At 72.1% G+C, this 26,454-nt stretch carries 25 protein-coding genes; 17 read left to right on the top strand and 8 right to left on the bottom strand.

Going from position 1 to position 26,454, the window contains the following annotated elements; translation table 11 throughout:
* Positions 1 to 20 precede the first annotated feature (20 nt).
* The 3 genes from ACFV9W_RS14055 to ACFV9W_RS14045 are packed head-to-tail and all read right to left on the bottom strand — an operon-like array spanning position 21 to position 3,792.
* Positions 21 to 2,363 carry a xanthine dehydrogenase family protein molybdopterin-binding subunit gene (locus ACFV9W_RS14055; RefSeq protein ID WP_385759571.1) on the bottom strand — a complete coding sequence of 781 codons (2,343 nt, stop codon included), beginning with the start codon at positions 2,361 to 2,363 and terminating at the stop codon, positions 21 to 23.
* A gap of 5 nt (positions 2,364 to 2,368) precedes the next feature.
* Positions 2,369 to 2,935: a (2Fe-2S)-binding protein gene (locus ACFV9W_RS14050; RefSeq protein WP_385759568.1), complete on the bottom strand. Its 567-nt coding sequence runs from the start codon at positions 2,933 to 2,935 to the stop codon at positions 2,369 to 2,371.
* Positions 2,932 to 3,792, bottom strand: a complete 861-nt coding sequence (locus ACFV9W_RS14045; protein ID WP_385759566.1) for an FAD binding domain-containing protein — start codon at positions 3,790 to 3,792, stop codon at positions 2,932 to 2,934. The genes ACFV9W_RS14050 and ACFV9W_RS14045 overlap by 4 nt, the downstream gene beginning before the upstream one ends.
* 190 nt (positions 3,793 to 3,982) lie before the next feature.
* On the opposite strand from ACFV9W_RS14045, the gene ACFV9W_RS14040 reads away from it, so the two are divergent.
* Entirely contained in the window at positions 3,983 to 5,071 is a 1,089-nt protein-coding gene (locus ACFV9W_RS14040) for a TetR family transcriptional regulator (protein ID WP_385759563.1), read from the top strand.
* A gap of 88 nt (positions 5,072 to 5,159) precedes the next feature.
* Here the strand turns inward: ACFV9W_RS14040 and ACFV9W_RS14035 are convergent, their stop codons facing one another.
* Entirely contained in the window at positions 5,160 to 6,542 is a 1,383-nt protein-coding gene (locus ACFV9W_RS14035) for an MFS transporter (RefSeq protein ID WP_385759561.1), read from the bottom strand.
* 217 nt (positions 6,543 to 6,759) lie between these two features.
* On the opposite strand from ACFV9W_RS14035, the gene ACFV9W_RS14030 reads away from it, so the two are divergent.
* The 15 genes from ACFV9W_RS14030 (at position 6,760) to ACFV9W_RS13960 (ending at position 21,807) form a co-directional block, all read left to right on the top strand.
* Positions 6,760 to 8,244, top strand: coding sequence for an aldehyde dehydrogenase family protein (locus ACFV9W_RS14030; RefSeq protein WP_385759558.1), 1,485 nt, complete (start codon positions 6,760 to 6,762; stop codon positions 8,242 to 8,244).
* A gap of 22 nt (positions 8,245 to 8,266) precedes the next feature.
* Complete coding sequence (locus ACFV9W_RS14025) at positions 8,267 to 9,199, top strand: VOC family protein (RefSeq protein ID WP_385759555.1); 933 nt, start codon at positions 8,267 to 8,269, stop codon at positions 9,197 to 9,199.
* Entirely contained in the window at positions 9,196 to 9,990 is a 795-nt protein-coding gene (locus ACFV9W_RS14020; RefSeq protein ID WP_385759552.1) for an aspartate dehydrogenase domain-containing protein, read from the top strand. Before ACFV9W_RS14025 ends, ACFV9W_RS14020 begins: the two co-directional genes overlap by 4 nt.
* Complete coding sequence (locus ACFV9W_RS14015) at positions 9,987 to 10,757, top strand: alpha/beta fold hydrolase (protein WP_385759549.1); 771 nt, start codon at positions 9,987 to 9,989, stop codon at positions 10,755 to 10,757. Before ACFV9W_RS14020 ends, ACFV9W_RS14015 begins: the two co-directional genes overlap by 4 nt.
* A 15-nt stretch (positions 10,758 to 10,772) precedes the next feature.
* On the top strand, positions 10,773 to 11,294 hold the full coding sequence (locus ACFV9W_RS14010; RefSeq protein ID WP_385759546.1) for a cupin domain-containing protein: 522 nt from the start codon (positions 10,773 to 10,775) through the stop codon (positions 11,292 to 11,294).
* A gap of 1 nt (position 11,295) precedes the next feature.
* Positions 11,296 to 12,039, top strand: coding sequence for an SDR family oxidoreductase (locus ACFV9W_RS14005; protein ID WP_385759870.1), 744 nt, complete (start codon positions 11,296 to 11,298; stop codon positions 12,037 to 12,039).
* Positions 12,040 to 12,067: 28 nt separating this feature from the next.
* On the top strand, positions 12,068 to 12,844 hold the full coding sequence (locus ACFV9W_RS14000; protein WP_385759544.1) for an SDR family oxidoreductase: 777 nt from the start codon (positions 12,068 to 12,070) through the stop codon (positions 12,842 to 12,844).
* Between the two features lie 9 nt (positions 12,845 to 12,853).
* Positions 12,854 to 14,500 (top strand): thiamine pyrophosphate-binding protein, encoded by a 1,647-nt coding sequence (locus tag ACFV9W_RS13995; RefSeq protein ID WP_385759541.1) that lies wholly within the window; start codon positions 12,854 to 12,856, stop codon positions 14,498 to 14,500.
* Positions 14,501 to 14,513: 13 nt separating this feature from the next.
* Positions 14,514 to 15,455: a PDR/VanB family oxidoreductase gene (locus ACFV9W_RS13990; protein WP_385759538.1), complete on the top strand. Its 942-nt coding sequence runs from the start codon at positions 14,514 to 14,516 to the stop codon at positions 15,453 to 15,455.
* A 29-nt stretch (positions 15,456 to 15,484) separates the two neighbouring features.
* Positions 15,485 to 15,727, top strand: coding sequence for a recombinase-like helix-turn-helix domain-containing protein (locus ACFV9W_RS13985; RefSeq protein WP_385759536.1), 243 nt, complete (start codon positions 15,485 to 15,487; stop codon positions 15,725 to 15,727).
* A 6-nt stretch (positions 15,728 to 15,733) separates the two neighbouring features.
* Complete coding sequence (locus ACFV9W_RS13980; RefSeq protein ID WP_385759532.1) at positions 15,734 to 16,732, top strand: Rieske 2Fe-2S domain-containing protein; 999 nt, start codon at positions 15,734 to 15,736, stop codon at positions 16,730 to 16,732.
* The gene (locus ACFV9W_RS13975) at positions 16,729 to 17,976 is read left to right on the top strand and encodes an MFS transporter (RefSeq protein ID WP_385759529.1); all 1,248 of its coding nucleotides are present in this window, start codon (positions 16,729 to 16,731) and stop codon (positions 17,974 to 17,976) included. Before ACFV9W_RS13980 ends, ACFV9W_RS13975 begins: the two co-directional genes overlap by 4 nt.
* A 170-nt stretch (positions 17,977 to 18,146) precedes the next feature.
* Positions 18,147 to 19,112: a PAC2 family protein gene (locus ACFV9W_RS13970; protein ID WP_385759526.1), complete on the top strand. Its 966-nt coding sequence runs from the start codon at positions 18,147 to 18,149 to the stop codon at positions 19,110 to 19,112.
* A gap of 309 nt (positions 19,113 to 19,421) precedes the next feature.
* Positions 19,422 to 21,176 carry a S8 family peptidase gene (locus ACFV9W_RS13965; protein WP_385759523.1) on the top strand — a complete coding sequence of 585 codons (1,755 nt, stop codon included), beginning with the start codon at positions 19,422 to 19,424 and terminating at the stop codon, positions 21,174 to 21,176.
* Between the two features lie 55 nt (positions 21,177 to 21,231).
* The gene (locus ACFV9W_RS13960) at positions 21,232 to 21,807 is read left to right on the top strand and encodes a hypothetical protein (protein ID WP_385759520.1); all 576 of its coding nucleotides are present in this window, start codon (positions 21,232 to 21,234) and stop codon (positions 21,805 to 21,807) included.
* 72 nt (positions 21,808 to 21,879) lie between these two features.
* Here the strand turns inward: ACFV9W_RS13960 and mshC are convergent, their stop codons facing one another.
* The 4 genes from mshC to ACFV9W_RS13940 form a co-directional block, all read right to left on the bottom strand.
* Positions 21,880 to 23,109 carry a cysteine--1-D-myo-inosityl 2-amino-2-deoxy-alpha-D-glucopyranoside ligase gene (gene mshC, locus ACFV9W_RS13955; RefSeq protein WP_385759518.1) on the bottom strand — a complete coding sequence of 410 codons (1,230 nt, stop codon included), beginning with the start codon at positions 23,107 to 23,109 and terminating at the stop codon, positions 21,880 to 21,882.
* A 106-nt stretch (positions 23,110 to 23,215) separates the two neighbouring features.
* A complete protein-coding gene (locus tag ACFV9W_RS13950; protein ID WP_385759515.1) occupies positions 23,216 to 24,049 on the bottom strand; it encodes an SCO1664 family protein in 834 nt (277 codons plus the stop codon).
* On the bottom strand, positions 24,013 to 24,603 hold the full coding sequence (locus ACFV9W_RS13945; protein ID WP_385759512.1) for a DUF3090 domain-containing protein: 591 nt from the start codon (positions 24,601 to 24,603) through the stop codon (positions 24,013 to 24,015). The genes ACFV9W_RS13950 and ACFV9W_RS13945 overlap by 37 nt, the downstream gene beginning before the upstream one ends.
* 98 nt (positions 24,604 to 24,701) lie before the next feature.
* On the bottom strand, positions 24,702 to 25,388 hold the full coding sequence (locus ACFV9W_RS13940; protein WP_385759509.1) for a histidine phosphatase family protein: 687 nt from the start codon (positions 25,386 to 25,388) through the stop codon (positions 24,702 to 24,704).
* A gap of 62 nt (positions 25,389 to 25,450) precedes the next feature.
* On the opposite strand from ACFV9W_RS13940, the gene corA reads away from it, so the two are divergent.
* Positions 25,451 to 26,452, top strand: coding sequence for a magnesium/cobalt transporter CorA (corA, locus tag ACFV9W_RS13935; protein ID WP_385759507.1), 1,002 nt, complete (start codon positions 25,451 to 25,453; stop codon positions 26,450 to 26,452).
* Positions 26,453 to 26,454: the final 2 nt, after the last annotated feature.

Here is a 26,454-nt window from a genome sequence, read left to right as displayed (position 1 = left end):
CGGGTTCTTTCGATCGGGGGTCAGCGGGTGGCGGCGGGGGCGTCGCGCAGCAGGTCGCGGATGCGGCTGGGTGAGAGCGGGCCGCGGCGGACGACGACTCCGAAGGGGCGCAGGGCGTCCTCGACGGCGTTCGCGAGGACGGCCTGCGGGGCGATGGCGCCGCCCTCGCCGAGGCCCTTCACGCCGAGGTCGTTCATGGGGCTCGGCGAGTGGATCTCGTCCATGTCGAGGTCGGGGATCTCGGACGAGGTGGGGACGAGGTAGTCCATGTAGGTGCCGGTGCGGGGCTGACCGTCGGGCCCGTAGATCATCTCCTCGTAGAGGGCGCCGCCGATGCCCTGGGCGATGCCTCCGGTGACCTGGCCCTCGGCGATGAGCGGGTTGACGATGACACCGGCGTCGTGCACAACGACGTACTGGAGGATCTCCAACTCGCCTGTTCTCTCGTCGACTTCGACGACCGCGGCGTGTGCTCCGCTGGCGACGGCGAAGCCGGGAGGGCGGAAGTGGACGGTCTCGCTGAGTTCGGTGCCGTGCCGGCCGTCGGTGGGTTCGGGGGTGCCGGGGAGCGGGGCGCGGCCCGCGAGTTCGGCGAGGGTGAGGGTGGGCCCGTCCGGCTGCTTTGTGGTGAACACGCCGTCGGTGAGGGTGAGTTCGACTGCGGGCACGTCGAGTCGGCGGGCCGCGGCGTCGAGCGCCTTCTCGCGTACGAGCCTGCCCGCCCGGTGGGTCGCGTTGCCCGCGTTGACGAGGGCGCGGCTCGCGATGGTGCCGACGCCGAAGGGGGTCGCGGAGGTGTCGCCGCCGACCACGTCGATGACATCGAGCGGCACACCGAGCGCGTCGGCGGCGATCTGCGCCATCGACGTGCGGTGTCCCTGGCCCTGGGAGGGCGCGCCGATGGCGAGCTTGACGCGGCCGCTGGGCGCGATGTCGATGCGCGCGGTCTCGAAGGGTCCGAGCCCGGTGGCCTCGATGTACATGGCGTAGCCGACGCCGACGCGCTTGCCCTCGCGCTCCTCCGCGGGCCGGTGGACCTTGGCGCGGGCCCGGCGCAGCAGTTCGGGGAAGTCCCCGGAGTCGTACGACTGGGGGTTGCCGGAGCGGTCGACGAGGCCGGTCGTGTACGGCATGTCGCCGGGGCCGATGAGGTTGCGGGCCCTCAACTCGGCTGGTTCCATGCCCAGTTTTGCGGCGAGTCGGTCCATCGCCCGTTCCATCGCGAAGACCGTCTCGGGGCGTCCCGCTCCCCGGTACGGCGTGGCGAAGGCGGTGTTGGTGAGGACGCCGACGACGTCGATGTCGACGTTCGGGATCCGGTAGGGGCCGAGGAGGTGGCACAGCGAGTTGTACGGGACGACCAGGCCGGTCATGTTGTACGCGCCGAAGTTGACGGTGATGCGGTCGCGGACGGCGAGGATCGTGCCGCCCGCGTCGGCGGCGAGTTCGATGCGGTGGAGCTGCTCGCGGGCGTGGGAGGCGGCGGTGAGGTTCTCGTTACGGTCCTCGCGCCAGACCACGGGGCGACCCAACTTGCCCGCCGCGTAAGGGATCAGCATTTCCTCTACGTAGAGGATGCCCTTCTGGCCGAAGCCGCCGCCGACGTCGGTCGCGATGACGCGGACGGACTCGGCGTCGAGGCCGAGAGTGGTGGCGATGGACTCGCGGACGCGGTGCGGGGTCTGGGTGTTGGACCAGACGGTGAGTTCGCCGCTGTAGGGGTCGGTGCGGGCGGCGACGGCGCGGGTCTCGATGGGCGAGGCGACGTAGCGGTGCGCCTGGAACTCCTCGCTGATCACGGTGTGCGCGGCGGCGAACGCGGCGTCGGGGTCGCCGACCTGGGCCGCGACGGCCACCGCCGTGTTGTCCGGCAGGTCGTCGTGGAGCAGCGGGGCGTCGTCGTCGAGGGCGCGGTCGGGGTCGACGAGGACGGGCAGCGGCGCGTAGCGGACGTCGACGAGTTCGAGGGCGTCCTCGGCGAGGTAGCGGCTGTCGGCGAAGACGATGGCGACGGGCTGGCCGACGTAGAGGACCTTGTCGGTGGCGAGCAGCGGCATCGGGGTCATGGCCACGCGCGGGTCGAGGAGTTCGGCGAGGCGGGGCGGGGTGCGCAGCTCCTCCTTGTTCAGGAGGGGCGCGAGGTGGGCGACGTCGGTGCCGGTCCAGACGGCGAGGACGCCGGGGGCTTCCAGTGCGGCGGTGACGTCGACGGACTCGATGCGGGCGTGGGCGTGCGGGCTGCGCAGGACGGCGGCCTCGGCGGCGCCGGGCAGGTCGATGTCGTCGACGTAGCGGCCGTTGCCGCGCAGCAGGCGGTCGTCCTCGACGCGCGGGACGGGGCGGCCGATCCAGGGCGTGGACATGCGGGTCACTCCCCTCGCCGAGCGTCGGAGGCCGGTACGGATTCGTACGTCTCGTCGAGGGCCCGGGTGAGCGCGCGGCGGATGCCCCGGTAGCCGGTGCAGCGGCAGAGGTGGCCGCTGAGGGCGTCGGCGACCTCGGTGTCGCCCGGCCGTTCGTCCTGTTCGGTCAGGGCGGTCGCGGTCATGAGGAAACCGGGCGTGCAGAAGCCGCACTGCATTCCGTGGCAGGCGTGGAACGCCTCTTGGACCGGGGTGAGCGGGGCGTCAGGACCGGCGAGGCCCTCGACGGTGCGCAGTTCGGCGCCCTCGCACTGCACGGCGAGCGTGAGGCAGGAGCGGACGGGTGTGCCGTCGACGAGGACGGTGCAGGCGCCGCACACGCCGTGCTCGCAGCCGACGTGGGTGCCGGTGAGCCGGAGCCGGTCGCGGAGGAAGTCGCTGAGCAGCAGCCGGGATTCGGCCTGGGCGGTGACGGGGTCGCCGTTCACGGTGAGCCGGATCTCGTGCCAGCCGGAGGGTTCGGCGAGCGGCGGGGTGCGTGCGGGGCGGGCGGCGGGGGTCGTGGAGGTCATCGGGTGCGCTCCCAGGCTGTCGTGCAGGCGCGGACGAGGAGGTGGGCGGCGGCCTCGCGGCGGTACGCGGCCGTGGCGTGGACGTCGTCGGACGGGTCGAGGTGCGCGAGAGCGGCCTCGCGGGCCGCGTCGAGGGCGGCCGGGCCCGCGTCGGTGCCGGTCAGGGCCGCTTCGGCGGCGGGGAGGCGGACCGGGGTGGGGCCGACGCCACAGAGGACGACGCGGGCGGCGCTCACGGCGTCGCCCGTGCGCTCCAGGAGGACGGCGACGCCGACCGTGGCGAAGTCGCCGTGCCTGCGGGCGAGTTCCTCGAAGGCCCAGCCGCCACGGCGGGCCGGGAACACGACCTCGGTGAGGAGTTCGTCCGGTTCCACGGCGGTCTGGAAGGTGGCGACGAAGAACTCCTCGGCCAGGACCGTGCGCTCCCCCGCCGGGCCCGCGATGACGAAGCGGGCGTCCAACGCCACGGCGGCGGTGGGGAGTTCGGCGGCCGGGTCGTGGTGGACGAGGCTGCCGCAGACGGTGCCGCGGGCGCGGATCTGCGGATGCCCGATGTGACCGATCGCGGCGGCGAGCAGCGGCCAGCCCTCGCGGACGCGGGGGTCGGCGGCCGCGTCGCACTGGCGGACGGCGGCGCCGACGCGCAGCGCGCCCGCCGCGTCGACGGAGAGTGTGCCGAGGCCGGGGATGCGGGTGATGTCGACGAGGAGGCCGGGGCGGGCGAGCCGCATGCTCAGCATCGGGATCAGCGACTGACCGCCGGCGACCACCTTGGGGTCGCGGTCCTCGTCGGCGAGCAGGGCGAGCGCCTCCGGGACGGAGCGCGGGGCGCAGTAGTCGAAGGGTGTGGGTTTCAAACCGTCTGCCACCAGGCCTCTCGGAGCGAGCGAGCGGTACGGATTACCTAAGAGCTGAAATGATTGACTCTGAAGTACCTTCTTGGCAAGAGGGTCGCCCACATCGATACTCCCCAGCCCCTGCCTGGGTGATCAATTTGAACGGCCGTGCACAAGCTGGCCGCTTCCCCGGCTCGACTACTGTTGGGCCGTGGATCCACAGCAGGAGAAACGGCGCGGCCGCTCGCACGACCCCGAGGGGAACCGGAGGGCCGTGCTCGACGCGGCCAGGCGGCTGTTCGCGGCCCACGGGTACCAGGGGGTCGGCATCCGGGCCATCGCCGCCGACGCCGGGGTGACGCCCGGACTCGTCATGTCGTACTTCGGGTCCAAGGACGGCCTCTTCCGCGCCGTGGTCGGCGAGGGGACCGGCGTCACGGCCGCGCTCCTCGACGAGGCGGGCAACGATCCGGCCGGCCTCCCCGGGGCCCTCGCCCACTCCTACCTGGACCGCTGGGACCGGCTCTCCGCCCAGGACCCGCTGGCCGCGCTGATCCGCTCGGCGCTCGACCACCCTCCCAGCGCCGAGCAGTTGAGCGAACTCCTGGAGCGTCTTGTGACCGGGCCCCTGCGGGGCGTGCTCGGCGAAGGGCCCGGGGCGACGGCCCGGATCGGCATGATCCGCAGCGTGCTGTTCGGCGTCATCATGGAGCGCTACCTGTTCGCGCACGAACCGGCCCGCTCGGTGCCGACGGTCGACCTGGAGCCGCTGCTCACCGACGTGCTGGCCGCGGCCATCGGCGCACCGGCCGAGGACCCCGAAGGACCGCCGCGCCCCGGACACTCCCCCGCCACCGACGCCGACACCCGCGTCTTCGCCGCCCTCACCGACTGCGCCGCCCGCTACCGCACGCTGATCGGCCGCGTCGTCAAGCGGCACGGCATCTCCCTGGCGGCCTTCGAGGTGCTCGCCGAGCTGCGCCGGGCCCCCGCCCCGCACCGCCGCACCATGGGCGAGCTGACGGCGGCCGGTGCGGTCGGCGCCGGTGGAATGACCCAGCACGCGGACCGTCTGGAGCGGGCCGGGCTCATCGAGCGGGAGGGCGACGAGCGGGACCGGCGGATCGTGCAGCTGCGGCTGACGGAGGCCGGGCGGGAACTGGTCGACCGGGCCACCGAGGAGCGCAGGGCGGGCGAGCGGGAGCTGCTGGACGGGCTGCGGCCAAAGGATCGGCGGGAGCTGCGGGCCCTGCTGGGGACGCTGGGCGGGGCCCTCGCGGACGGGCCGGACACCGCCTGAGGCCGCAGCGGCTCCGCGTGACACCGCACCGTACGACGACGGCGCCGGAGCCATCAGGCCCCGGCGCCGCGACATTCGCACTCCCCCGTTACGCGTTCAGCTCCTCCAGCGTCTTGCCCTTCGTCTCCACCGCGAACAGGGCGATCACCGCACCCACGACGGCCACGATCGCCAACTGCGCGAAGACCAGTCCGAGTCCGCCGCCGGAGCCGATGATCGCGCCGACCGTGATCGGGCCGAGGATGACGCCGAGCCGGTTCCACAGGCCGCCGAAGGCCGCGCCGGTGGCCCGGTTCCGCGTCGGGTAGAGCTCCGGCGAGTAGAGGTAGAGGCCCGCGTTGATCGCGTAGACGAAGAACGTCGTGCAGGAGGCGAACACGGCGACCTGGAGCCCCGACGTCACCCCGACCAGGGCCAGGATCCCGAGCGTGAGCGCCGTGCCGCCGAGCGCGGCGACCAGCGCCGGGCGCCGCCCGATCCGGTCGATGAGGAGCGCGACGACGAAGGTGCCGACCAGGCCGGTGAGGTTGCTGAGCAGCGTGTAGACCAGCGCCGTCGTGAGGTCCAGGCCGAAGTTCTTGGTGTAGAGCGAGGGCAGCCACGTCGAGATGCCGTGGTTGACGTAGTACGCGACGAACCACAGGCCGGACAGGACGGCGGTACGCCGCAGATAGCGGCCGGTGAACAGGTCCCGCAGCCGGCCGCGGCCGGTCTCCGCCACGGGCGCCGGACCGGGCTCCGGCAGCGGTGCGCCCACGGCCCGCTCGACCTCGGACTCGATCCGGGCGATGACCTTCTCGGCCTCCTCCAGGCGCCCCTGGGAGAGCAGCCAGCGCGGCGACTCGGCGACGTACTTGGGCAGCGCGACGGCGATCAGGACGGGCAGCCCGCCCAGGATGAACATGGCACGCCAGCCCAGGTTCGGCACGACCCACACCGCGACGAGGCTGGCGGCCGCGAGTCCGGCCGGGAAGATCATCTCGTAGAGCAGGACGAAGCGGCCGCGCTTGTCGGAGCGGGAGATCTCGTTGATGTACGTGGCCGCGACCGGGACGACGCCGCCGATGCCGAGTCCCTGGACGAACCGGTAGAGCGAGAACAGCTCGATCCCGTTCGCCGTGGCGACGGCGAGGCTGGCGAGGCCGGTGATCGCGACGCCCAGGGCCACCGTGCGCACCCGGCCGATCCGGTCCCCCAGCCAGCCGGCGACCAGCGCGCCGAGCAGCATGCCGATGGATCCCGCGGTGACCGCGAAGGTCGCCTGCCCCGTGCTCAGGTGCCAGTCCTTGATGAGGACGGGCAGGGCGGATGCGGCGAGGAGCTGGTCGAAGGCCTCGAAGAACGTCACGGCGCCGATCAGGAAGCGCACCTTGACGTGCCAGCGGGAGTGCGGCAGCCGTTCGAGTCTGGCCGCGATCGAGCCGAGGCCCTGTTTGCCGGATTCTCCGGCTTTACCGGCCACAGTCGTCATGGAGGGGTCCTTCCGCGAGCACGCGAGCGTGCGGAGTTCATGAGGAGTTCCGGCGACAGTAGAAGGCAACTCCTAAGCGGTCAATGGTTAGCTGCTTAGGGATCTGAAGATGGGTGAACGACGAAGACCCCGACGGCAGGGCCTTGCGGAGAAACATTTAAGCGCTTAGCTTTCTAGTGCTTCAGCAAGTCAACTCCCGTTCGCCGGAGGTCCCGCCGTGTCCCACCACCCCACCGAAATCCTCGTCGCGGGCCAGTGGCGGCGCGGCGCGGGTGACCCCTTCGAGACCGTCGACCCGGCCACGGGGCAGGTGCTCGCCACCGTGCACGCCGCGTCCGCCGACGAGGTCGACGAGGCCGCGCGCGCCGCGGCGGCGGCAGCGGCGGATCCCGCCTGGCGTGCGCTCCTCCCCCACCAGCGGGCCCGGCTCCTGTACCGGATCGCCGAGCTGACCGAGGAGGCCGCGGACGAGCTCGCCGCGACGCAGACCGCCGACACCGGCAAGACCCTCACCGAGACGAAGGCGCTCGCGCTCAGCGCAGCCGGCACCTTCCGGTACCTGGGCGCCACGCTGGAGACCGCCGAAGAGGCGATCACGCCGTCGCGCGGCCCGTACGTCACGATGAGCGTGCACGAGCCGATCGGCGTGGTCGGGGCGATCAACCCGTGGAACTCCCCCGTCGCCAGCGACGCGCAGAAGATCGCCCCCGCGCTCGCCGCCGGGAACGCGGTGCTGCTCAAGCCCGCCGCCTGGACCCCGCTGGTCTCCCTGAAGCTCGGCCGGATCATTACGCGGGCACTCGACGAACTCGGCCTGCCCACCGCCCTGTTGTCGGTCCTGCCCGGCAGCGGCCGAGTGGTCGGCGACGCCGTCGTCAAGCACCCGCTCGTCGGCCGGATCGGCTTCACCGGCGGCACGGAGACCGGCCGCTCCATCGCGGAGATCGCCGCGCGCAAGCTGATCCCGGCCTCCTTGGAGCTGGGCGGCAAGTCGCCGACGATCGTGCGGGCCGACGCGGACGTCGAACAGGCCCTCGCGGGCGTGATGTTCGGGATCTTCTCCTCCAGCGGACAGTCCTGCATCGCCGGTTCGCGGCTGTTCGTGCACGCGTCGCTGTACGAGTTGTTCGTCGGTGAACTCGTCTCGCGGGTCGGCAAGTTGCGGGTCGGGCCCGGTACCGACCCCGACACCCAGGTCGGCCCGCTCGTGCACACCAAGCACCGGGACTCGGTCGCCGCCTACGTCGACCTCGCCCGCTCCGAGGGCGCCGAGGTGCTGTGCGGCGGCGCCGCCCCCGAAGGCCCCGCGTACGAGAACGGCGCGTACTACCTGCCGACCGTCCTCGCCGGGCTCGCGAACGACTCCCGGACCTGCCAGGAGGAGATCTTCGGCCCGGTCCTGGTGGTCCTGCCCTACGACGACGAGGACGACCTGGTCGAGCAGGCCAACGACTCCGTGTACGGGCTTGCCTGCGGGATCTGGACCCGCGACGCCCGTGCCGCGTGGCGGCTCGCCCGCCGGATCGACGCCGGGACCGTCTGGATCAACACGTACAAGCAGTTCAGCGCGTCCACCCCGTTCAGCGGGATGAAGGACAGCGGCCTCGGCACCGAGAAGGGACGTGACGCCATCCGCGCCTACCAACGCCAGAAGTCCCTGTACTGGGGCACGTCCGAAGCCCCGCTCCCCTGGGCCAACTGACCACCCCCGCAACGGAGTTCTCATGCCCCACCCCACTCAGCCCCCGATCGCCCGGCTGCGCGCGCTGCGCTCCGTCGAGCTGCTCACCCCCTCGTTCGCCGAGGCCACCGACTTCTACGAGGAGGCGTGGGGCCTGGAGGTCGTCGAGTCCGAGCACAGCGCGAGCTGGCTGCGCGGCACCGGCGAGCAGCACCACGCCCTCCAGCTCACCCGCTCCGACCGCACCGGCCTCGGCCGCCTCGTGTTCGCCGTCACCACGCCCGCCGAGATCGACGAGGCGGCGCGCAGGCTCGAAGCACGCGGCATCGTGCCCGTCGCGGGGCCGGGTCCGCTCGACCAGGTCGGCGGCGGCTACGGCCTGCGCTTCCACGACCACGAGGGCCGGCTCGTCGAGCTGTCCGCCGAGACGTGGGCGGTCGCCCCGCGCGGGCGGGACGGGGCCGTGCCGGTCGGTGTCACGCACGCCGTCCTCAACACCCCCGACATCGACGCCGCCGTCGCCTTCTACTGCGACGTCCTCGGCCTGCGCGTCTCCGACTGGTCCGAGCACCAGATGGCGTTCCTGCGCTGCAACGCCGACCACCACTGCATCGCGTTCAACCAGGCCGAGTGGGTGTCCCTCAACCACGTGGCGTACGAGATGAGTTCGGTCGACCACTTCATGCGGGGGCTCGGGCGCCTGCGCCACCACGGGATCGTCCCGCAGTGGGGTCCGGGGCGGCACGGGCCGGGCAACAACACCTTCTCCTACTTCACCGACCCGACCGGGCTCGTCTGCGAGTACACGTCCGAGGTCGCCCAGATCGTCGAGGACCGGTGGATCGCCAAGGTGTGGCGGCGGGTCCCGGAGCTCTCCGACCTGTGGGGCACGGCGGGCCCGCCGTCGAAGGAGATCCGCTGTCACATGGCCGGTTCGCCGGAGTCCCCGATCGTCGCCGAAGGAGTACGGAAATGAGCACGCTGAAGGTCGGACTCGTCGGCTGGGGCGCCATCGGCCGCGTCGTCGGCACCGCGCTCGCCGGGCAGGAGATCCAGGGCGCCGAGCTGACGTGCATCGTCGACAACCGGCCGCTCGGCGAGGCGGCGCCCGCGCCGCAGGTCACCTTCGAGGAGGCCATCGAGCGCTGCGACCTGATCGTCGAAGCGGCCGGTCAGGGCGTCGTACGGGAGTGGGGCGAGCACGTCCTCACCTCCGGCACGGATCTGCTCGTGGCATCCACCGGGGCCCTCACCGACGACGAGCTGGCCAAGAAGCTGCTCGCCGCCGGGCCCGGCCGGGTGTTCTTCACGGGCGGCGCGGTCGGCGGCCTCGATCTGCTCCAGGCCGTGCGGGTCCTGGGGCCGATCAAGGACGTCCGGCTCACCACCACGAAGCTGCCCTCCACCCTCGAACAGCCCTGGATGGACGAGGAGTTGCTGGGCCGGATGCGCGCGGCGACCGGCCCGGTCACCGTCATGACCGGCACGGCGCGCGACGTGCCGGTGAAGTTCCCCAAGTCGACGAACGTGGCCGCCTCGGTCGCCCTCGCCGTCGGCGACCTGGACGCTGTGCGGGTCGAGGTCGTCGCCGATCCGGGCGCCGAGCGCACCCGCCACGTCATCGAGGCGTCCGGGGAGCACGGCGCGTACCGCTTCGAGGTCGCGCACCGGCCCGACCCGGGCAACCCGGCGACCAGCCAGGTCGTGCCGTACGCGGTGCTGCGCTCGGTGGCCGCGCTCGCCGGCCGGTCGGGGCAGATCCTGTGACGGCCGTCCACGTGGAAGAGGCGGGCACCGAAGGCCCCCTGCTGCTGTGCCTGCACGGCATCGGGTCCTCCTCGGCCGCCTTCGCGCCGCAGCTCGAAGCGCTCGCGCCGCACGCCCGCGTCGTCGCCTGGGACGCGCCCGGCTACGCCAAGTCGGCCGACCCGGAAGGGCCGTTGGACCTCGACGGCTTCGCGGACGCCGCGGCCGGCGTGATCCGCTCGTACGGCTCGTCGGCGCATGTCCTCGGTGTCTCGTGGGGCGGCGTCATCGCGCTGCGGCTCGCGACCCGGCACCCGGACCTCGTGGACTCGCTGATCGTCGCCGACTCCAGCGTCGGCTCGGGCACGGACCCGGCGAAGGCCGACGGCATGCGGGCCCGCGCCGCCGACCTGGCCGAGGCGGGACCCCGCGCCTTCGCCGAGAAGCGCGGACCGCGCCTCGTCTCCGACCTCGCACCCGAAGCACTGGTCCAGCGGGTCGTCGACACCATGGCCGCCTCCGTGCGGCTGCCCGGCTACGGGTACGCCGCCGAGGCCATGGCGGGCGCCGACCTGCGCCCCGAACTGTCCGCCGTCACCGCGCCCACCCTCGTGATCTGCGGCGACCGCGACAAGGTCACCGGCGTCGAGGCCTCCCAGGTCATCGCCGGCGGCCTGCACAAGACGGCCTACGTGATCGTCAAGGACGCCGGTCACCTGGCCAACCAGGAACAGCCCGAGCGGTTCAACGCCTGGGTCCTGTCCCACCTGCACATCGTCACCGCCTAGCTAAGGACGAACACCATGCCTCTCACGACCACCGAGTACGACAACGGCGGCGACCTCGGCGCGTACACCGACTCGCTGATCGCCTCGAAGGAGTCCCGCGTCGCGGACTTCGACACGCTCTCCTTCCAGGAGAAGGCCGGCAAGCAGTACCGCCGCGGCCAGATCCGCTACGTCGGCTCCGGCGCCACTGGCAACCACGAGGGCGACAGCCGCATCCTCCCGTCCGGCGGCTTCACCTTCTCGAACATGCTGCTTCCGCCCGGCGCCGAGGGCCCGGCCCACACCCACCACGACGTGGAGGAGGCCTTCTTCGTCCTGGAGGGCGAGGTGCGCGTGGGCGTGCACCGCGGCCCGGACGAGGTCGAGTACCGCACGCTCGGCTACCGCGACATGATCGTGGTGCCCGCCGGTGTGACCCGCTCGCTGAAGAACGAGGGCGACACCGACGCCCTGTTCTGCGTCGTCATCGGCACGCAGAAGCCGCAGGTGCCCTCGTACCCCGAGTACTCGCCGATGCACGGCGTCACCCGTGACTGACGTGCGTGACGCGCGCACGGTCGTCGTGACCGGGGCGGGCCGCGGCCTGGGACTGGCCATGGCCCGCCGGGCCGGCGAGGACGGCTTCCGGGTCGTCCTCGCCGAGCTGGACGCCGAACGCGGCGCCCGGGCGGCGGAGGAACTGCGGGCGGAGGGCCACGACGCGCACTTCACGCGCTGCGACGTGGCGGACCCGGCATCCGTCGATGAACTCGCAGACTTCGTACGGGAGTTGGGTGGCGGCCTCTACGGGCTCGTCAACAACGCGGCCCTCGCCAACGGCGTCGGCGGCAAGGAGTTCCAGGACATCGACATCGAGACCTGGGACCGCCTGATGACGATCAACGCGCGCGGCCCCTGGCTGGTCGCCAAGACCCTGCACCCGCTGTTCGGGCCGACCGGACGCATCGTCAACATCGCGTCGGACGCTGCCCTTTACGGCTCGCCGAGGCTCGCGCACTACATCACGTCGAAGGGCGCCGTCATCGCCCTCACCCGGGCCATGGCACGGGAGCTGGGCGAGCGCGGCATCACCGTCAACGCGCTGGCGCCGGGCCTCACCGAGTGCGAGGCGACCGAGGGCATCCCGGAGGAGCGGCACGGGCTGTACGCCGCGAACCGGGCGATCTCCCGGCCGCAGCAGCCCGACGACCTCACCGGCCTCGCCTCCTTCCTCCTCTCGGAGGAGTCCCGCTATCTGACCGGACAGGTGATCGCCGTCAACGGCGGCTTCACCATGAACTGACCCAACTTCCCCACTGGAGAACCGAGTTATGGATCTGGGCCTCGCCGACCGGACCTATGTGGTCACCGGAGGCAGCTCGGGCGTCGGCCTGGCCACGGTCCGCGCCCTCCTCGACGAAGGCGCGAACGTCGCCACCTGCGGGCGCGACGCCGACCGCCTGAAGAGGATCGGCACGCACGACCGCCTCTACACCGCCACCTGCGACGTACGGGACCCCGATGCCGTACGCGAGTTCGTGGCGTCGTCCGCGCAGGCGTTCGGCGGGCGCCTCGACGGGCTGGTCAACAACGCGGGCCAGTCCCGCATGAAGCGCCTCGACGACACGACCGAGGACGACTGGCGCGACGAGCTGGAGCTGAAGTTCGCGGGCGTGCTCAACCCGCTCCAAGCGGCACGGCGGTACCTGAAGGCGTCCGACGCGGCCTCAGTCGTCAACGTCAACGCGGTCCTCGCCAAGCAGCCCGAGCCGCGGCTGATCACGACGAGCGCCGCCCGCGCCGGCATCCTCAACCTCTCGAAGTCCCTGTCCCAGGAGCTGGCCCCCGAGGGCATCCGGGTCAACTCGGTGTGCCTCGGCCTCGTCGACACCGGCCAGTGGACGCGCCGGCACGCCGCAGCGGACTCCGGGATGTCGTACGAGGACTGGCAGGCGGAACTGGCCGCCGACCGCGGCGTCTCGCTCGGCCGGCTCGGCCGCGCCGAGGAGGTCGCCTACGCGATCGTCGCGCTGCTCTCGCCGCGCGCCTCCTACATCACCGGAACCAGCGTCGACGTGTGCGGCGGCGTCGGCCGCGGCATTCTCTGAGGAGTTCACATGTCTGATACGTCATATACGACGTACGCCAATGGCGGTGACCTCCTCGTCGCCGTCCTCAAGGAGCTCGGCGTCGACACGGTCTTCGGCATCGTGTCCGTGCACAATCTGCCGCTGGTCGAGGCCGTCGACCGCGAGCTGCGCTTCGTACCCGTACGGCACGAGGCGAGCGCCGTGAACGCCGCCGACGCCTACGGGCGGGCCCGCGGCACCATCGGCTGCGCGCTCACCTCGACCGGCACGGGCGCGGGCAACGCGGCCGGTTCGCTGATCGAGGCGCTCGCCTCCGGCACGTCGGTGCTGCACGTCACCGGACAGGTCGAGGCCGAGTTCCTGGGCAGCGGGCGCGGGTTCATCCACGAGACGAAGAACCAGCTCGGCATGCTCGACGCCGTCTCCGCGTACGCCGCCACCGTGCGCTCCACCGAGGAGGCGGGCGACGTGCTGCGCGCCGCCGCGCGTGCCGCGCTCGCCGCGCCCGGAGGACCGGCGAGCGTGGAGTGGCCGATCGACCTCCAGTACGCGGAGCAGACCGACGCTCCGGTCGCCGTGGAGCCGACCGTCACCTCGGTCCCGGCGGCCGAACTGACCTCCGCCGCCGCGCTGTTGGCCACCGCCGAGCGCCCCCTGATCTGGGCGGGCGGCGGCGCGGCCCGCGCGGGGGCCGAGCTGACCGCGCTCGTCGAGGCGACCGGCGCCGGGCTGCTCACCTCCAACTCCGGGCGCGGCGCCGTCCCCGAGGACCACCCGCAGGTCATCGGCAACTTCGCGACCACCCCGGCCGGGCGCGCCCTGCTCGCCGACGCGGACGTGCTCCTCACCATCGGCACCCACTTCCGGTCCAACGAGACCGCCGACTACGGCCTGCAGCTCCCGGACGCCGACCGGCACATCCAGATCGACGTCGACGCGGCCGCGCTCGGCCGCGTCTACCCGGCCGCGCACACCCTGCGCGCCGACGCCGCCGACGCGCTGGCCGCCCTGCTCCCCCACGCCCGCGCCGCCGAGCCGTCGTGGACGCAGCGGATCAAGGACGTACGCGCCGAGGTCCGGGCCACGCTGCACGACAACATCGGCCCGCAGGCCGCGATCTGCGACGCGTTGCGCGCCGTGCTGCCGCGCGACGCCGTCGTCGCCCGTGACGTCACCATCCCGTCCAGCAGCTGGGGCAACCGGCTCCTGGAGATGTACGACCCGCGCTCCAACGTCTTCCCGCGCGGCGGCGGCATCGGGCAGGGCCTCGGCATGGGCATCGGCGCCGCCCTCGCGGACCCCGAGCGGCCCACCGTCGTCATCGCGGGCGACGGCGGCCTCGCCGTGCACCTCGGTGAACTGCTCACCGTCGCCCAGGAGCGGCCGCGGCTGACCGTCCTCGTCTTCAACGACGGCGGCTACGGCGTGCTCCGCAACATGCAGGACCGGTACAGCGAGCGCCGCTCCGGCGTCGACCTCGCCACGCCGGACTTCGAACTCCTCGCCCGCGCCTGCGGGTTGCCGTACCTGCGGATCGCGGACGCCGAGCACGCGCGCCCGGTCCTGGAGCAGGCCGTCGGCGCCGAGGGCCCGACCCTCGTCGAGGTCGACCTGGCCGCGCTCGGCCCGATGAAGAACCCGTTCACCCCGCCCGTGAAGATCCCCGGCGCGTAAGGAGGCCAGCACCATGACCGAAGAGCGTCGCCTCGATCTGTTGGTCCGGCGGATGACCTGGGAGGCCGACGGCGTCCTGTCCGTCGAGCTGACCCACCCCGAGAGCAAGCCGCTGCCCGCCTGGGAGCCCGGCGCACACCTCGACGTGCACGTCGGCGGCCAGGTCCGCCAGTACAGCCTGTGCGGGGACCCCGCCGACTGCGGCACGTACCGCATCGGCGTGCTCAACGAGCCGTCCTCGCGCGGCGGTTCGCGGCACGTGCACACCAAGCTGCGGCCCGGCCAGCAGGTCACCGTGTCGGAGCCGCGCAACCACTTCGCCCTGGAGGACGCCCCGGCGTACGTGTTCATCGCGGGCGGCATCGGTGTCACGCCGATCCTCGCGATGGCCCGGGAGGCCGCGCGGCGCGGCGCCGACTGGCGCATGGTGTACGGCGGCCGGGGGCGCGCCTCGATGGCGTTCACCGACGAGCTGCACGCGCTCGGCGGCGACCTGACCCTCGTACCGCAGGACGAGCACGGGCACATCGACCTCGACGCGACACTGGCCGCGCTGCCCGAAGGGGCGCTCGTCTACTCCTGCGGTCCCGAGCCGCTGCTCGCCGCCGTGGAGGAGCGCTGCCCCGGCGACCGGCTGCGCCTGGAGCGGTTCGCCGCACCCGTCGTCGAACGAGCGGCGGACGACGGCGAGTTCGAGGTCGAGTGCCGCACCTCCGGGCAGACCCTCACGGTCGGCGCCGACACGTCGATCCTGGAGGCCGCCGAGACCGCGGGCATCGACGTCGCCAGCTCGTGCCGCGACGGCATCTGCGGCTCCTGCGAGACCCGCGTCATCGAGGGCGCCCCCGACCACCGCGATTTCCTCCTCTCGGAGACCGAGCACGCCGCGAACGCCTCGATGATGATCTGCGTCTCGCGCTGCGCCGCCGGCTCCCGCCTCGTCCTGGACCTGTAACCCCCTCCTGGAATCCGTAGGAGACACCCATGAGCAGCAGCACCACCGAGACCACCGACTGGCCGTACCTGGAGGTCCACCAGTCCCGCACCCACGAGCCGAGCCCGTACGAGTACAAGCTCGCGGCGACGCTCGAAGAGGTCTTCACCAAGGTCGGCCACGAACTCGCCGACGTCGTGAGCGGGTTGAACGCCCGTCAGGTCCACGCCCCCGACGGGTCCCCGTGGACCGAGGAATCCTTCCGCGCCGAGATGCACCGACTGGGAGCGTGACGCACCATGGCTCTGACCGCCGACAAGATCTACGCGACCGGCCTGCGCAACCAGTGGCACCCGGTCGTCCCGTCCTCCTTCGTCGCCCCCGGCGCCATGCGCAAGGTGACCGTCCTCGGTGAGCAGTGGCTGCTGTTCCGCCGCTCGGACGGCACCCTGAGCATGCTCGCCGACCGATGTCCGCACCGCAGCGCCCCGCTCTCCCTCGGGAAACACCTGGGCGACCGGGTGGCCTGCTGGTACCACGGCGTCGAGGTCGAGACCGACGGCACCGTCTCCTCCGTGCCCGGTCTGCCCGGCTGCAACCTGGAGGGCAAGAAGCTCGTCACGTCGCTGCCGGTGCGCGAGGTGGCAGGCGCCGTCCTCGCGTACTTCGGCGACGAACAGCACCCGGAACCGGCCGAGTTGACGCTTCCCGAGCCACTCACGGACCCCGACATCGACGCGTTCCTCTGCTACGCCGAGTGGGACGTGCCGTGGCGCTACGGCGTCGAGAACCTGCTCGACCCCATGCACGGCCAGTTCCTGCACCACGACTCGCACACGATGTTCGACGGTGACACCACCGCCAAGTTCCGCATCCGCGAGACCGACCGCGGCTACTTCTTCGAGAAGACCGACCAGCGGGGCGTCAACTTCGACTGGGTCGAGCTGTGCCGCACCGGCGTGGACTGGGTCGACCTGTCGATCCCCTACCCGCCGTCCGCGGGCCCCGGCGGCCCGTTCGGCATCGTCGGCATGGTCCGCCCGGTCGACGAGGAGCGCTGCGCCGTCTTCTTCTGGCGCTACCGCAAGGTCCAGGACTGGCAGCGCGACACGTGGCGCTTCCTCTACAAGACACTCATCGAGGAGCGCCACTGGGAGGTCCTGGAACAGGACCGCACCATGCTGGAGGCCATGCCGTCCGACGCCGACCAACACGAAAACCTCTACCAACACGACCTCGGCGTGGTCCGGCTCCGCCGCATGTACCGCGGCGAGGCCGAGAAGCAGACGACCGCGTGAGCGCGAGAGCACGCTGGGCGGGCGTCCTCAGCCTGCTGGTCATCGTGCTGATCAGCTACGTGGACCGGGTGAACGTCTCCGTCCTCATCACGGACAAGGCGTTCACCGACCACTTCGGCATCACCGGTGACCCGACGGCCCAGGGCGCCCTGTCGACCGTGTTCCTCGTCGGATACGGCATCGCGGCGTTCGTCCTCACCCCGTTCTACGAGACGTCGCTCGGGGTGCGCCGCGGGCTCGTCGTCAGCATCGCCCTGTGGTCGCTGATGACGCTGCTCTCCCCGTACGCGCTCGGCGCGCTCACGCTGACCGTGCTGCGCGCCCTGCTCGGCGCGGCGGAGGGCCCGCTGTTCTCGCTGAAGACGATGTACGTGCGCGAGCACTTCGAGCCGCACGAGGCCGGCCGCCCCAACGCGGTCAGCTCGATGGGCGTCTCGCTGGGCACGGCCGCCGGCCTGCCTCTGATCACGTACCTCGTCTACCGCTTCGACTGGCACACCTCGTTCCTCGTCCTCGCGGCCCTGAACGCGGTGATCGGGCTGCCCCTGATCCTGCTGTTCATCCGCGGGCGCGGGGTGCGCGGCGCCGAACGCCCCGGTTTCGGGGCCACGCTCAAGGGCGCGCTCCGGATGCCACGGCTTGCGCCCATCCTGGTCATCGAGATCGCCACGCTCGCGTATCTGTGGGGGTCGAGCGCCTGGCTGCCCTCGTATCTGCTGCACGAGCGGCACTTCTCGCTCTCCGCGATGGGGATCGTCTCCGCGCTGCCGTTCCTGATGTCGCTGGTGTCCGGGTTCCTCGGCGGGCTCGTGCTCGACCGGCTGCCCAGGCGGCTGCTCGCGCTGCCCTTCGTCGTGGGCTCGACCGGCACCGCCGTGTGCGTGCTGCTCGTCGCGGGCGCGGACAGCGACGCGGCGGCGGCCACCGGCCTGATCCTGGCCGGCGGCTTCTGGGGCCTTCAGGGGCCCGCGATCCCCACCCTCGTGCAGCACTGCGCGCCCGCCCGCTTCGTCGGCAGCGCCTACGGCGTCGTGAACGGAGTCGGCAACCTCGTGTCGGCGTTCATGCCCACCCTCATGGGCGTGGCCATCGCGGCGAGCGGCGGCCACGGCTTCGGCGCCGGGTTCGGCCTCCTCGCCGGGGCCCAGGCGCTGACCCTGGTGTGCGGGGCATGGCTGCTGGTCAGGCCGATCCGGGAGGCACCGGCCACCGAATCCGACGCCGCGCGGCTCGCGCGAACCTGACGACTGCCCCGCGGTGGAGTGGACCACTCCGCCGCGGGGCAGTGTTGGGGGCAGTCCGCGCCCACAAGGGGATGCGGAGGGCCCCCGCCCACGCCGTAAGGTGGGCAGGTACGCGAAGGGGTCTCTCCAGGCCATCGGGGCACTGGGGGAACGTCGGAAGGAGGCGCTGGGTGATCGAGCTCGAGGGGGTTCCCGAGCTGGTCGACCCGGTCATGGTGGCCGCGTTCGAGGGCTGGAACGATGCCGGCGACGCCGCCTCCACCGCGGTCGCGCATCTCGACAAGGAGTGGAAGGGCGAGGTGTTCGCGGCGCTCGACGCCGAGGACTACTACGACTTCCAGGTCAACCGCCCGACCGTGTTCGTCGACGGCGGAGTGCGAAAGATCACATGGCCGACGACGCGGCTCTCGGTGATCCGGGTCGGCGGGGACAAGCCCCGTGACCTGGTCCTGGTCCGGGGCATCGAACCGTCCATGCGCTGGCGCTCGTTCTGCAACGAACTGCTCGGCTTCGCGCACGAGCTGGGCGTCGAACTCGTCGTCGTGCTCGGCGCGCTGCTCGGCGACACCCCGCACACCCGGCCCGTGCCGGTCAGCGGTGTCACCTCCGACCCGGATCTGGCCACGCGGATGAACCTGGAGGAGACCAAGTACGAGGGGCCGACGGGCATCGTCGGCATCCTCCAGGAGGCCTGCACGCACGCCGGCGTCCCCGCGGTCTCCCTGTGGGCGGCCGTCCCGCACTACGTGTCGCAGCCGCCGAACCCGAAGGCGACGCTGGCCCTCCTCAACCGTCTCGAGGACCTGATCGGCCTGCAGATCCCGCTGGGCGAGCTGGCCGAGGACGCGCGGGCCTGGCAGCTGGGCGTGGACCAGCTGGCGGCCGAGGACAGCGAGGTCGCCGAGTACGTGCAGTCCCTGGAGGAGGCCCGCGACACCGCGGAGCTGCCCGAGGCCTCCGGCGAGGCCATCGCCCGCGAGTTCGAGCGCTATTTGCAGCGCCGCGATCCGGGCGCCGGGCCCGGCGGTCACGCGACGGACGGCGGGGACGGCTCCTCGCACCTGCGGGACAACCCGAGCGGCCGGACCAGGCCGCCGAAGCCGCCGCGCCCTGAGAGCGACGACGGCGACGAGTAGCCGAGACGGACGAGCGAGTGGGCCGGGACCGATACGGTCCCGGCCCACTCGTGTCCCGGCCCACTCGCGTCCCGGCACGCACTCCTTGCCCCGCAGTCTTTGGCCGGGTTCATCCGTGACATCGGTTTCCGGCCGAATTGAAGGCAGTTGCAGGGGGTTCCCCATTCAACTTGTTTTCAAACGCAGTTGGCCGGAGAGGGGTGGACGGGCGGGCGTCGGCGTAGCAGGGTGAGCCCCGACGAGCCTCAAAGAAGCACACGGCACAAGCAGACCCGTACGACCGGATGTGGCGAGGGGAGCTGTGGACCGATGACCGACCAGCACGCAAGCCCGGCACAGGGGCCGGGAGCGGCCGGGCCGGGACCGGACGGATCCGGTTTCACCTATCGCGGGGCGGAAGAGGAACTCATCGTCGTGGCGCGCCCGGAGGCCCGCCTGCGCGTCCAGGCCGACGGCGTGCGCTCCGCCGCCGGCGCCGACGTATCGGCGCTGAACATGTTCCTCGGGGACGAACAACTCGCTCTTGAACCGCTGTTCGGCGGCGAGGAGCGGGTACAGGGCGCCGACGCGGCGCCCGGGGCCGAGGTGCCCGATCTGGCGCTGTTCTACCGGGTGCGCGGCGGGGCCGAGCGCGCGCAGGAGCTGCGGTCGCGGATGGCGGCGCTCCCGGAGATCGACACGGCGTACGTGAAGCCGGGCGCGGTGCCCGCGACGCGCGCCTCGTCGCCCTCCCCGACCCCGGAGAACTTCGAGGAGGCGCGGCGGCTGAAGGAGAAGACGGCCGCGACGCCCGACTACACGGGCCGCCAGGGCTACTTGGCCCCCGCGCCCGCCGGCATCGACGCGCAGTGGGCGTGGCGGCGGCTCGGCGGCAGCGGCGAGGGCGTCACCGTCATCGACGTGGAGGGCGCCTGGCAGCTGGGGCACGAGGACCTGTCGGCGAAGCTCGCGGGCATCGTGGTCGGCACGCCGATCTCGGACGTGGCCTGGCGCAATCACGGTACGGCGGTCCTCGGCGTGATCGGCGGCGACCGCAACGAGCGCGGCATCACCGGCATCGCGCCGGAGGCGGTGACCGCGGCGGCATCCTTCCAGGGTGTGGGCACGGCGGCGGCGATCCACGCGGCGGCCGAGCGGCTCGGCCCCGGCGACGTCATCCTGATCGAACTGCACCGCCCGGGGCCGCGGTTCGACTTCGAGCCGCGCGACGACCAGCGCGGCTACATCGCCCTGGAGTGGTGGCCCGACGACTTCGCGGCCGTCAAGTACGCGACGGCGAAGGGCATCGTGGTCGTGGGCGCGGCGGGCAACGGCGCGGAGTCCCTCGACGACGCGGTGTACGAGCGCAGGCCCGACGAGTTCCCGGCGTGGTGGCACAACCCGTTCAACCCGTCGAACCGCTCCTCGGACGCGGTCCTCGTCGGCGCGGGCGCCCCGCCTCCGGGTACCCACGGCCGCGACCACGGCCCGGACCGCTCGCGGCTCTCGTTCTCCAACTACGGGGCCCGCGTGGACGCCCAGGGCTGGGGCCGCGAGGTCACCACCACCGGCGGCTCCTGGGACCGGCCCGGCGATCTCCAGGGCGGCACCGAAGAGATCGCCTGGTACACCGACACCTTCTCCGGCACCTCGTCCGCCTCCCCGGTGGTCGTCGGCGCGCTGACCGCCCTCCAGGGAATGCTCAAGGCAGGCGGTCAGCGCCCGATGACGTCGCAGCGGGCGCGCGACGTGCTCCGGGCGACCGGCTCACCGCAGCAGGACGCCCCCGGCCGGCCCGCCTCGCAGCGGATCGGCAACCGGCCCGACATCAAGGCGGCGGTCACCAACCTGCTGCCCTCGACGGTCGGCTCGGGCCAGGCCGAGCGGTACTGGGACGAGCTGATCCCGTATCCGCCCGAACTCCCGCCCCGGCTGCGCCTGTTCGTGGCGGGCTCCTGGCGCAATCTGAACAACCCGTCCCCCGAGACCCGCCAGGCGGTGCACACCGCCTTCGCGGGGGGACGGCCCGACGTACGTGTGTGGTTCTCGGACGACGAGGTCGTCGGCCTGGTCGTCACGGGCTGAGGCAAGGCAACCAACCATTGATCGCAACCAACCATTCGTGGAAGGTGGCACCCGCATGAGCATCACCCCGCAGATGGGTCAGGGTCAGCAGGGGCAGCAGCAGTTCCCGAGCACCTCCCCGCACCAGCAGCAGGGGATGGGCCAGCAGCAGCCCTTCGGTCAGCAGCAGTTCGGCCAGGAGCAGCTCCAGCAGCAGCTCCAGAACCTCGGCCAGCAGCAGCCGTACCAGCAACTGCTGCAACAGCTCGGTGGCCAGCAGCAGGGCTACGGCCAACAGCAGCAGCAGTACGGGCAGCAGCAGGACCAGCAGGCACAGCAGATGGAGCAGCAGGCCCAACAGCAGCTGCGGCAGGTCCAGATGGCCGCGATCCAGCAGTCGCTCCAGCAGGTGGAGCAGCAGGCACTGGCCTCCGGCATCGCGAACGGCTACATCGACATCGTGCAGCCGCTGCCGGGTCAGCCGAGGCAGATCTTCCTGCGCATCAACAACGTGTTCCGCGTCCTCAACAACCCGACGCCGCAGGCCCATGACGAGATCCAGGAGGCCTTCGCGTTCGGCCACCAGGTCGTCGGCGTGTGGGACACGGGGTCGCCGAACATCCTGCGGAGCGTACGGGTGCAGCGCGTCTGATCACACGGGCGACAGAAAGGGGCGCCTCCCCGTGCACGGGGAGGCGCCCTCTTGTGATCGTTGTCCGGGCGGCTAGAGCGCCACGCCCAGCAGGGCGTCCACGGCACGCGAGACGACGCCGGGGGCGCCCTCGTCCGTGCCGCCCTCGGTCGACTGGGTCTCGGCCCAGCGGTCGACGGCGGTCAGCGCTGCGGGCGCGTCCAGGTCATTGGCGAGGGCCGCGCGGATCTCCTCGACGAGCGCCTCGGCGGACGGGCCGTCGGGGCGGGAGACGGCCGCGCGCCAGCGGTCCAGGCGGGCGACGGCGTCGGTGAGCACCTGCTCCGTCCACTCCCAGTCGGAGCGGTAGTGGTGGGCGAGGAGCGCGAGCCGGATGGCGGCGGGGTCGACGCCCTCGCGCCGCAGCGCGGAGACGAACACCAGGTTGCCCTTGGACTTCGACATCTTCTCGCCGTCGAGCCCGACCATGCCGGCGTGCACGTACGCCTTGGCCATCGGGAACTCGCCGGTCAGCGCCTGCGCGTGCGAGGCGCCCATCTCGTGGTGCGGGAAGGCGAGGTCGGAGCCGCCGCCCTGGACGTCGAAGCCCATGCCGAGGTGGTCGAGGGCGATGGCGACGCACTCGATGTGCCAGCCGGGGCGCCCCTGGCCGAGCGAGCCGCCGTCCCAGCTGGGCTCGCCGTCACGGGCGGCCATCCACAGCATCGGGTCGAGCGGGTTCTTCTTGCCGGGACGCTCGGGGTCGCCGCCGCGCTCGGCGGAGAGCAGCCGCATCGCCTCGGCGTCGAGGTTCGAGACGGACCCGAAGTGCGGGTCGGCCTCGACGGAGAAGTAGGTGTCGCCCTCGAGCTCGTAGGTGGCCCCGGCGTCACGCAGTCGTTCGACGAGCGGCACGATGCCGGGTATCGCCTCGACGGCGCCTATGTAGTGCTGCGGCGGCAGCATCCGCAGGGCGGTCATGTCCTCGCGGAACAGGGCGGTCTCACGCTCGGCGAGGCCCTCCCACTCGATGCCGTCGCGCACGGCCCGCTCAAGGAGAGGATCGTCGACGTCCGTCACGTTCTGGACGTAGTGAACCTGCCGCTTGGTGTCGAGCCACACGCGCTGCACGAGGTCGAACGCGTTGTAGGTCGCCGCGTGACCCATGTGGGTCGCGTCGTACGGCGTGATGCCGCAGACGTAGATACGGGCGACGGGACCGGGGGCAAGGGTGACGAGCCCACCGGTCGCGGTGTCGTGGATCCGGAGGTCGCGGCCCTTGCCGGGCAGGGCGGGGACCTCAGAAGCGGGCCAGGCATGCATGCATCGAGCGTAACCGGACGCTGCTTCCGCATACGAACCGGACCAGGCGTAATGGCCGAACTCGCCCTCTTGCGTGATCTTGCGGGATCGGTTAGCGCCGGTGGGCTCAGACGGGAGGCCAGGGAATCGCCGGCCAGTCCCCGCCGGGCTCCCGGTGCCGCCCGGTCTTCAGCAGGCCCGCGACCCGCTCCCGTACGGCCTCCAGCTCGGCCGGCGTGATCAGCTCACCGAGCCGCGCTGCGAGCGGCTCCCCCTCGCCGAGGGCCACCCGCAGCGCCTCCAGGGCACCGGTGGCCTCCTCGGTCAGCGGCTCCCCCGCCCAGCCCCACAGCAGCGTGCGCAGCTTGTCCTCGGAGTTGAACGTCACACCGTGGTCAATGCCGAACAGCCGTCCCTCGGCGTCGACGAGCAGGTGCCCGCCCTTGCGGTCGCCGTTGTTGATCACGGCGTCCAGTACGGAGAGCCGCCGCAGGCGGGCGTCGTCGGCGTGCACGAGCAGCGCCGTACGGCCCTCGCCGACCTCCGCGAACCCGATGGCCTTCCAGCCCTCCTCGGGCTCCTCACGGTCGACGAGGGCCAGCAGCTCCGGCCCCACGGCCTCGTCGTCGGGCCCGTCGATCCACAGCTGGACCATGCCCTCGCCGTACGGCCCGTCGCGCAGCACCGTCGGCGGCACCAGGCCCCAGCCGAGCACTTCGGAGACCTCGTACGCGGCGACCTCGCGCCGCGCCAGGTTCCCGTCGGGGAAGTCCCACAGGGGGCGCTCGCCGCGCACCGGCTTGTAGACGCACCGGGCCTCGCGGCCCTCGTGGGTGACGGTGCACACCAGCACCGCGTTCGACGCCTCGCGGATCTGTCCTTCCACATGCAGCTCGCCGAGGGCGAGCAGGTCCCGGTCGCCGCTCACGCGTCGCGCCGGTATCCGTTCTGGCGCGGACATACGTGTCCCTCCGGGTCGAGCGGCAGGCTGCACAGCGGGCACGGCGGGCGGCCCGCGTTCACGACGTCCAGGGCCCGCTTGGCGAAGGCGCGTGCCTGGTCCCCGGTGAGGCGGACGCGGAGCATCGGCGGGCCGTTCTCCTCGTCCTGGAGCAGCTTCTCCTCGGCCTCCGCCAAGTCCTCCTCGGACTCCGCGTCCAGCTCGACGAGGGCCTGCGCCTCGACGATCATGCGCTGCTCGTCGCCGTCCCACGCCAGTGCCATGGTGCCGACGCGGAACTCCTCCTCCACGGGCGCCTCGAGCGGAGCCGTGTCGGAGATCTCGCTGGGGGCCACGGCGGGCACCGGGGCGTTGCCCCCGGTCCGCCGCACGACCTCGTCGAGCAGTTCGTCCATGCGCTCGGCGAGCGCGGCCACCTGGGTCTTCTCCAGCGCCACGCTGGTGACCCGGGCTCCTGCCGTGGCCTGCAGGAAGAAGGTGCGGCGCCCGGGGAGCCCGACCGTACCGGCCACAAACCGCTCCGGAGGGTCGTAGAGGAACACCTGACGGGACACGTCCTGTCTCCATGGGATCGGGATCGACTGGCTTGAACCGGTCATGGCCGACCGGGCCGACTGTGCTTACGGCTGCTTCACCCTACTGCGGCGGACGATCACGGTGCGCCCGCGCCGCCCCCGACGGGCGCATCGCCGCCCTGCGGCGTCTCACGCGGCGCCAGGGACGCGAAGTCACCGGTGTCTCCGAGGCGTACGAGAAAGGGGCGCAGCCGTGTGTAGCGGATCGCTGTGATGGAACACGGCTCTACAGAGATGCGCTGAAAGAGGTCCAGATGAAGCCCGATGGCGTCCGCGACAAGGGACTTGATGATGTCGCCGTGCGAACACATCACATAGGCGGCGTCCTCGCCGTGCTCGCGCTCCACGCGCGCGTTCCACTCACGTACCGCCTCGGCGGCCCGGTGCTGCATCTGCCGCATCGACTCCCCGCCGGGGAACGCGGCGGCCGTCGGGTGCTGCTGCACGACCTGCATCAGCGGCTCGTCGGTCAGCTCGGCGAGCTTGCGGCCGGACCAGTCCCCGTAGTCGCACTCGCTGATGCCCTCGTCGGTCCGCAGGGTCAGCTCCGGCCGGGCGGCGAGCAGCGGCGCGACGGTCTCCCGGCAGCGCTGGAGCGGGCTGGAGACGATCTCGGCGAGGTGCAGTCCCGACAGCCGCTCGGGCAGCCGCGCGGCCTGCTCGGCCCCGCGCTCGTCGAGCGCCACGCCGGGCGTCCGCCCGGCGAGCACGCCCGCGGTATTGGCGGTGGACCGTCCGTGCCGGACAAGGATCAGCGTGGGCATGTGCCCCACCCTAGGCATACGACGACGTGCGACAGTGCCCGGTCCTGGGAAGAATTCGCTTCGTGATCGTCGACTGCGCCATCTACCGGGAAGGGCGCCGCATCGAGCGCCCGGCGGACTTCTCCGACGCGCTCGACGAGGCGCGGGCGACCGGGGACGCCTTCGTGTGGATCGGGCTGCACGAGGCGAGCGACGAGGAGTTCGACCAGGTATCCCAGGAGTTCGGGCTCCACCCGCTGGCCGTGGAGGACGCCATGAAGGCGCACCAGCGGCCCAAGCTGGAGATCTACGACGACTCGCTGTTCGTGGTCCTCAAGCCGGTCGTCTACGAGCCGAAGAGCGACAAGGTGTCCACGGGCGAGCTGATGCTGTTCCTCGGCGACTCGTTCGTGGTGACCGTTCGGCACGGCGAGGGCGCGCCCCTGAAGGCCGTACGGCAGCGTCTGGAGGCCGAGCCGGAGTTCCTGAAGCAGGGGCCGACCGCGGTCCTGTACTCGGTCGCGGACGCCACGGTGGACCATTACCTGGAGGTCGCGGCCGAGCTCCAGACCGACCTGGAGGAGCTGGAGACGGAGGTCTTCTCCCCGCAGGGCGGCGGCACCCGTGACACCGCCGAGCGGATCTACACCTTCAAGCGGCAGATCCTCGAATTCCGGCGCGCGACCGGCCCGTTGGCGATGCCGGTGGAGCGGCTCGCCGGGGTCGGCCCGTGGGGCCTGGCCGCCGTCCCGTTCGTGCACGAGGAGGCCCGCCCGTTCTTCCGCGACGTCAACGACCACCTGACGCGGGTCAACGAGTCCGTGGACGGCCTGGACCGCCTCGTGTCGGACATCCTTTCGGCGCACCTGGCGCAGATGAGCGTGCGCCAGAACGACGACATGCGGAAGATCTCCGCGTGGGCGGCGATGGCCGCGGTCCCGACCATGATCGCGGGCATCTACGGCATGAACTTCGACCACATGCCGGAACTGCACTGGGTGTGGGCCTACCCGGCGGTGATCATCCTGATGGCCCTCCTGGAACTGCTGCTGTTCCGCCTGTTCAAGCGGCGTGGGTGGCTCTGAAG

It is taken from the genome of Streptomyces sp. NPDC059897 (genome assembly GCF_042730865.1).
In the GTDB taxonomy this organism is placed as follows: Bacteria; Actinomycetota; Actinomycetes; order Streptomycetales; family Streptomycetaceae; genus Streptomyces.
The sequence above is the reverse complement of the archived record's forward strand: the minus strand, read 5'-3'. Positions and strand labels throughout refer to the sequence as shown.

Excerpts from the sequence above, each read along its gene's own strand:
- ACFV9W_RS14010 (WP_385759546.1), top strand. The coding sequence starts at position 10,773 with ATGCCTCTCACGACCACCGAGTACGACAACGGCGGCGACCTCGGCGCG.
- ACFV9W_RS14050 (WP_385759568.1), bottom strand. The coding sequence starts at position 2,935 with ATGACCTCCACGACCCCCGCCGCCCGCCCCGCACGCACCCCGCCGCTC.
- ACFV9W_RS14000 (WP_385759544.1), top strand. The coding sequence starts at position 12,068 with ATGGATCTGGGCCTCGCCGACCGGACCTATGTGGTCACCGGAGGCAGC.
- ACFV9W_RS14035 (WP_385759561.1), bottom strand. The coding sequence starts at position 6,542 with ATGACGACTGTGGCCGGTAAAGCCGGAGAATCCGGCAAACAGGGCCTC.
- ACFV9W_RS13940 (WP_385759509.1), bottom strand. The coding sequence starts at position 25,388 with ATGCCCACGCTGATCCTTGTCCGGCACGGACGGTCCACCGCCAATACC.
- ACFV9W_RS14055 (WP_385759571.1), bottom strand. The coding sequence starts at position 2,363 with ATGTCCACGCCCTGGATCGGCCGCCCCGTCCCGCGCGTCGAGGACGAC.
- ACFV9W_RS13990 (WP_385759538.1), top strand. The coding sequence starts at position 14,514 with ATGACCGAAGAGCGTCGCCTCGATCTGTTGGTCCGGCGGATGACCTGG.
- mshC (WP_385759518.1), bottom strand. The coding sequence starts at position 23,109 with ATGCATGCCTGGCCCGCTTCTGAGGTCCCCGCCCTGCCCGGCAAGGGC.
- ACFV9W_RS14025 (WP_385759555.1), top strand. The coding sequence starts at position 8,267 with ATGCCCCACCCCACTCAGCCCCCGATCGCCCGGCTGCGCGCGCTGCGC.
- ACFV9W_RS13980 (WP_385759532.1), top strand. The coding sequence starts at position 15,734 with ATGGCTCTGACCGCCGACAAGATCTACGCGACCGGCCTGCGCAACCAG.
- ACFV9W_RS13950 (WP_385759515.1), bottom strand. The coding sequence starts at position 24,049 with ATGTCCGCGCCAGAACGGATACCGGCGCGACGCGTGAGCGGCGACCGG.
- ACFV9W_RS13965 (WP_385759523.1), top strand. The coding sequence starts at position 19,422 with ATGACCGACCAGCACGCAAGCCCGGCACAGGGGCCGGGAGCGGCCGGG.
- ACFV9W_RS14020 (WP_385759552.1), top strand. The coding sequence starts at position 9,196 with ATGAGCACGCTGAAGGTCGGACTCGTCGGCTGGGGCGCCATCGGCCGC.
- ACFV9W_RS13985 (WP_385759536.1), top strand. The coding sequence starts at position 15,485 with ATGAGCAGCAGCACCACCGAGACCACCGACTGGCCGTACCTGGAGGTC.
- ACFV9W_RS13995 (WP_385759541.1), top strand. The coding sequence starts at position 12,854 with ATGTCTGATACGTCATATACGACGTACGCCAATGGCGGTGACCTCCTC.
- ACFV9W_RS13960 (WP_385759520.1), top strand. The coding sequence starts at position 21,232 with ATGAGCATCACCCCGCAGATGGGTCAGGGTCAGCAGGGGCAGCAGCAG.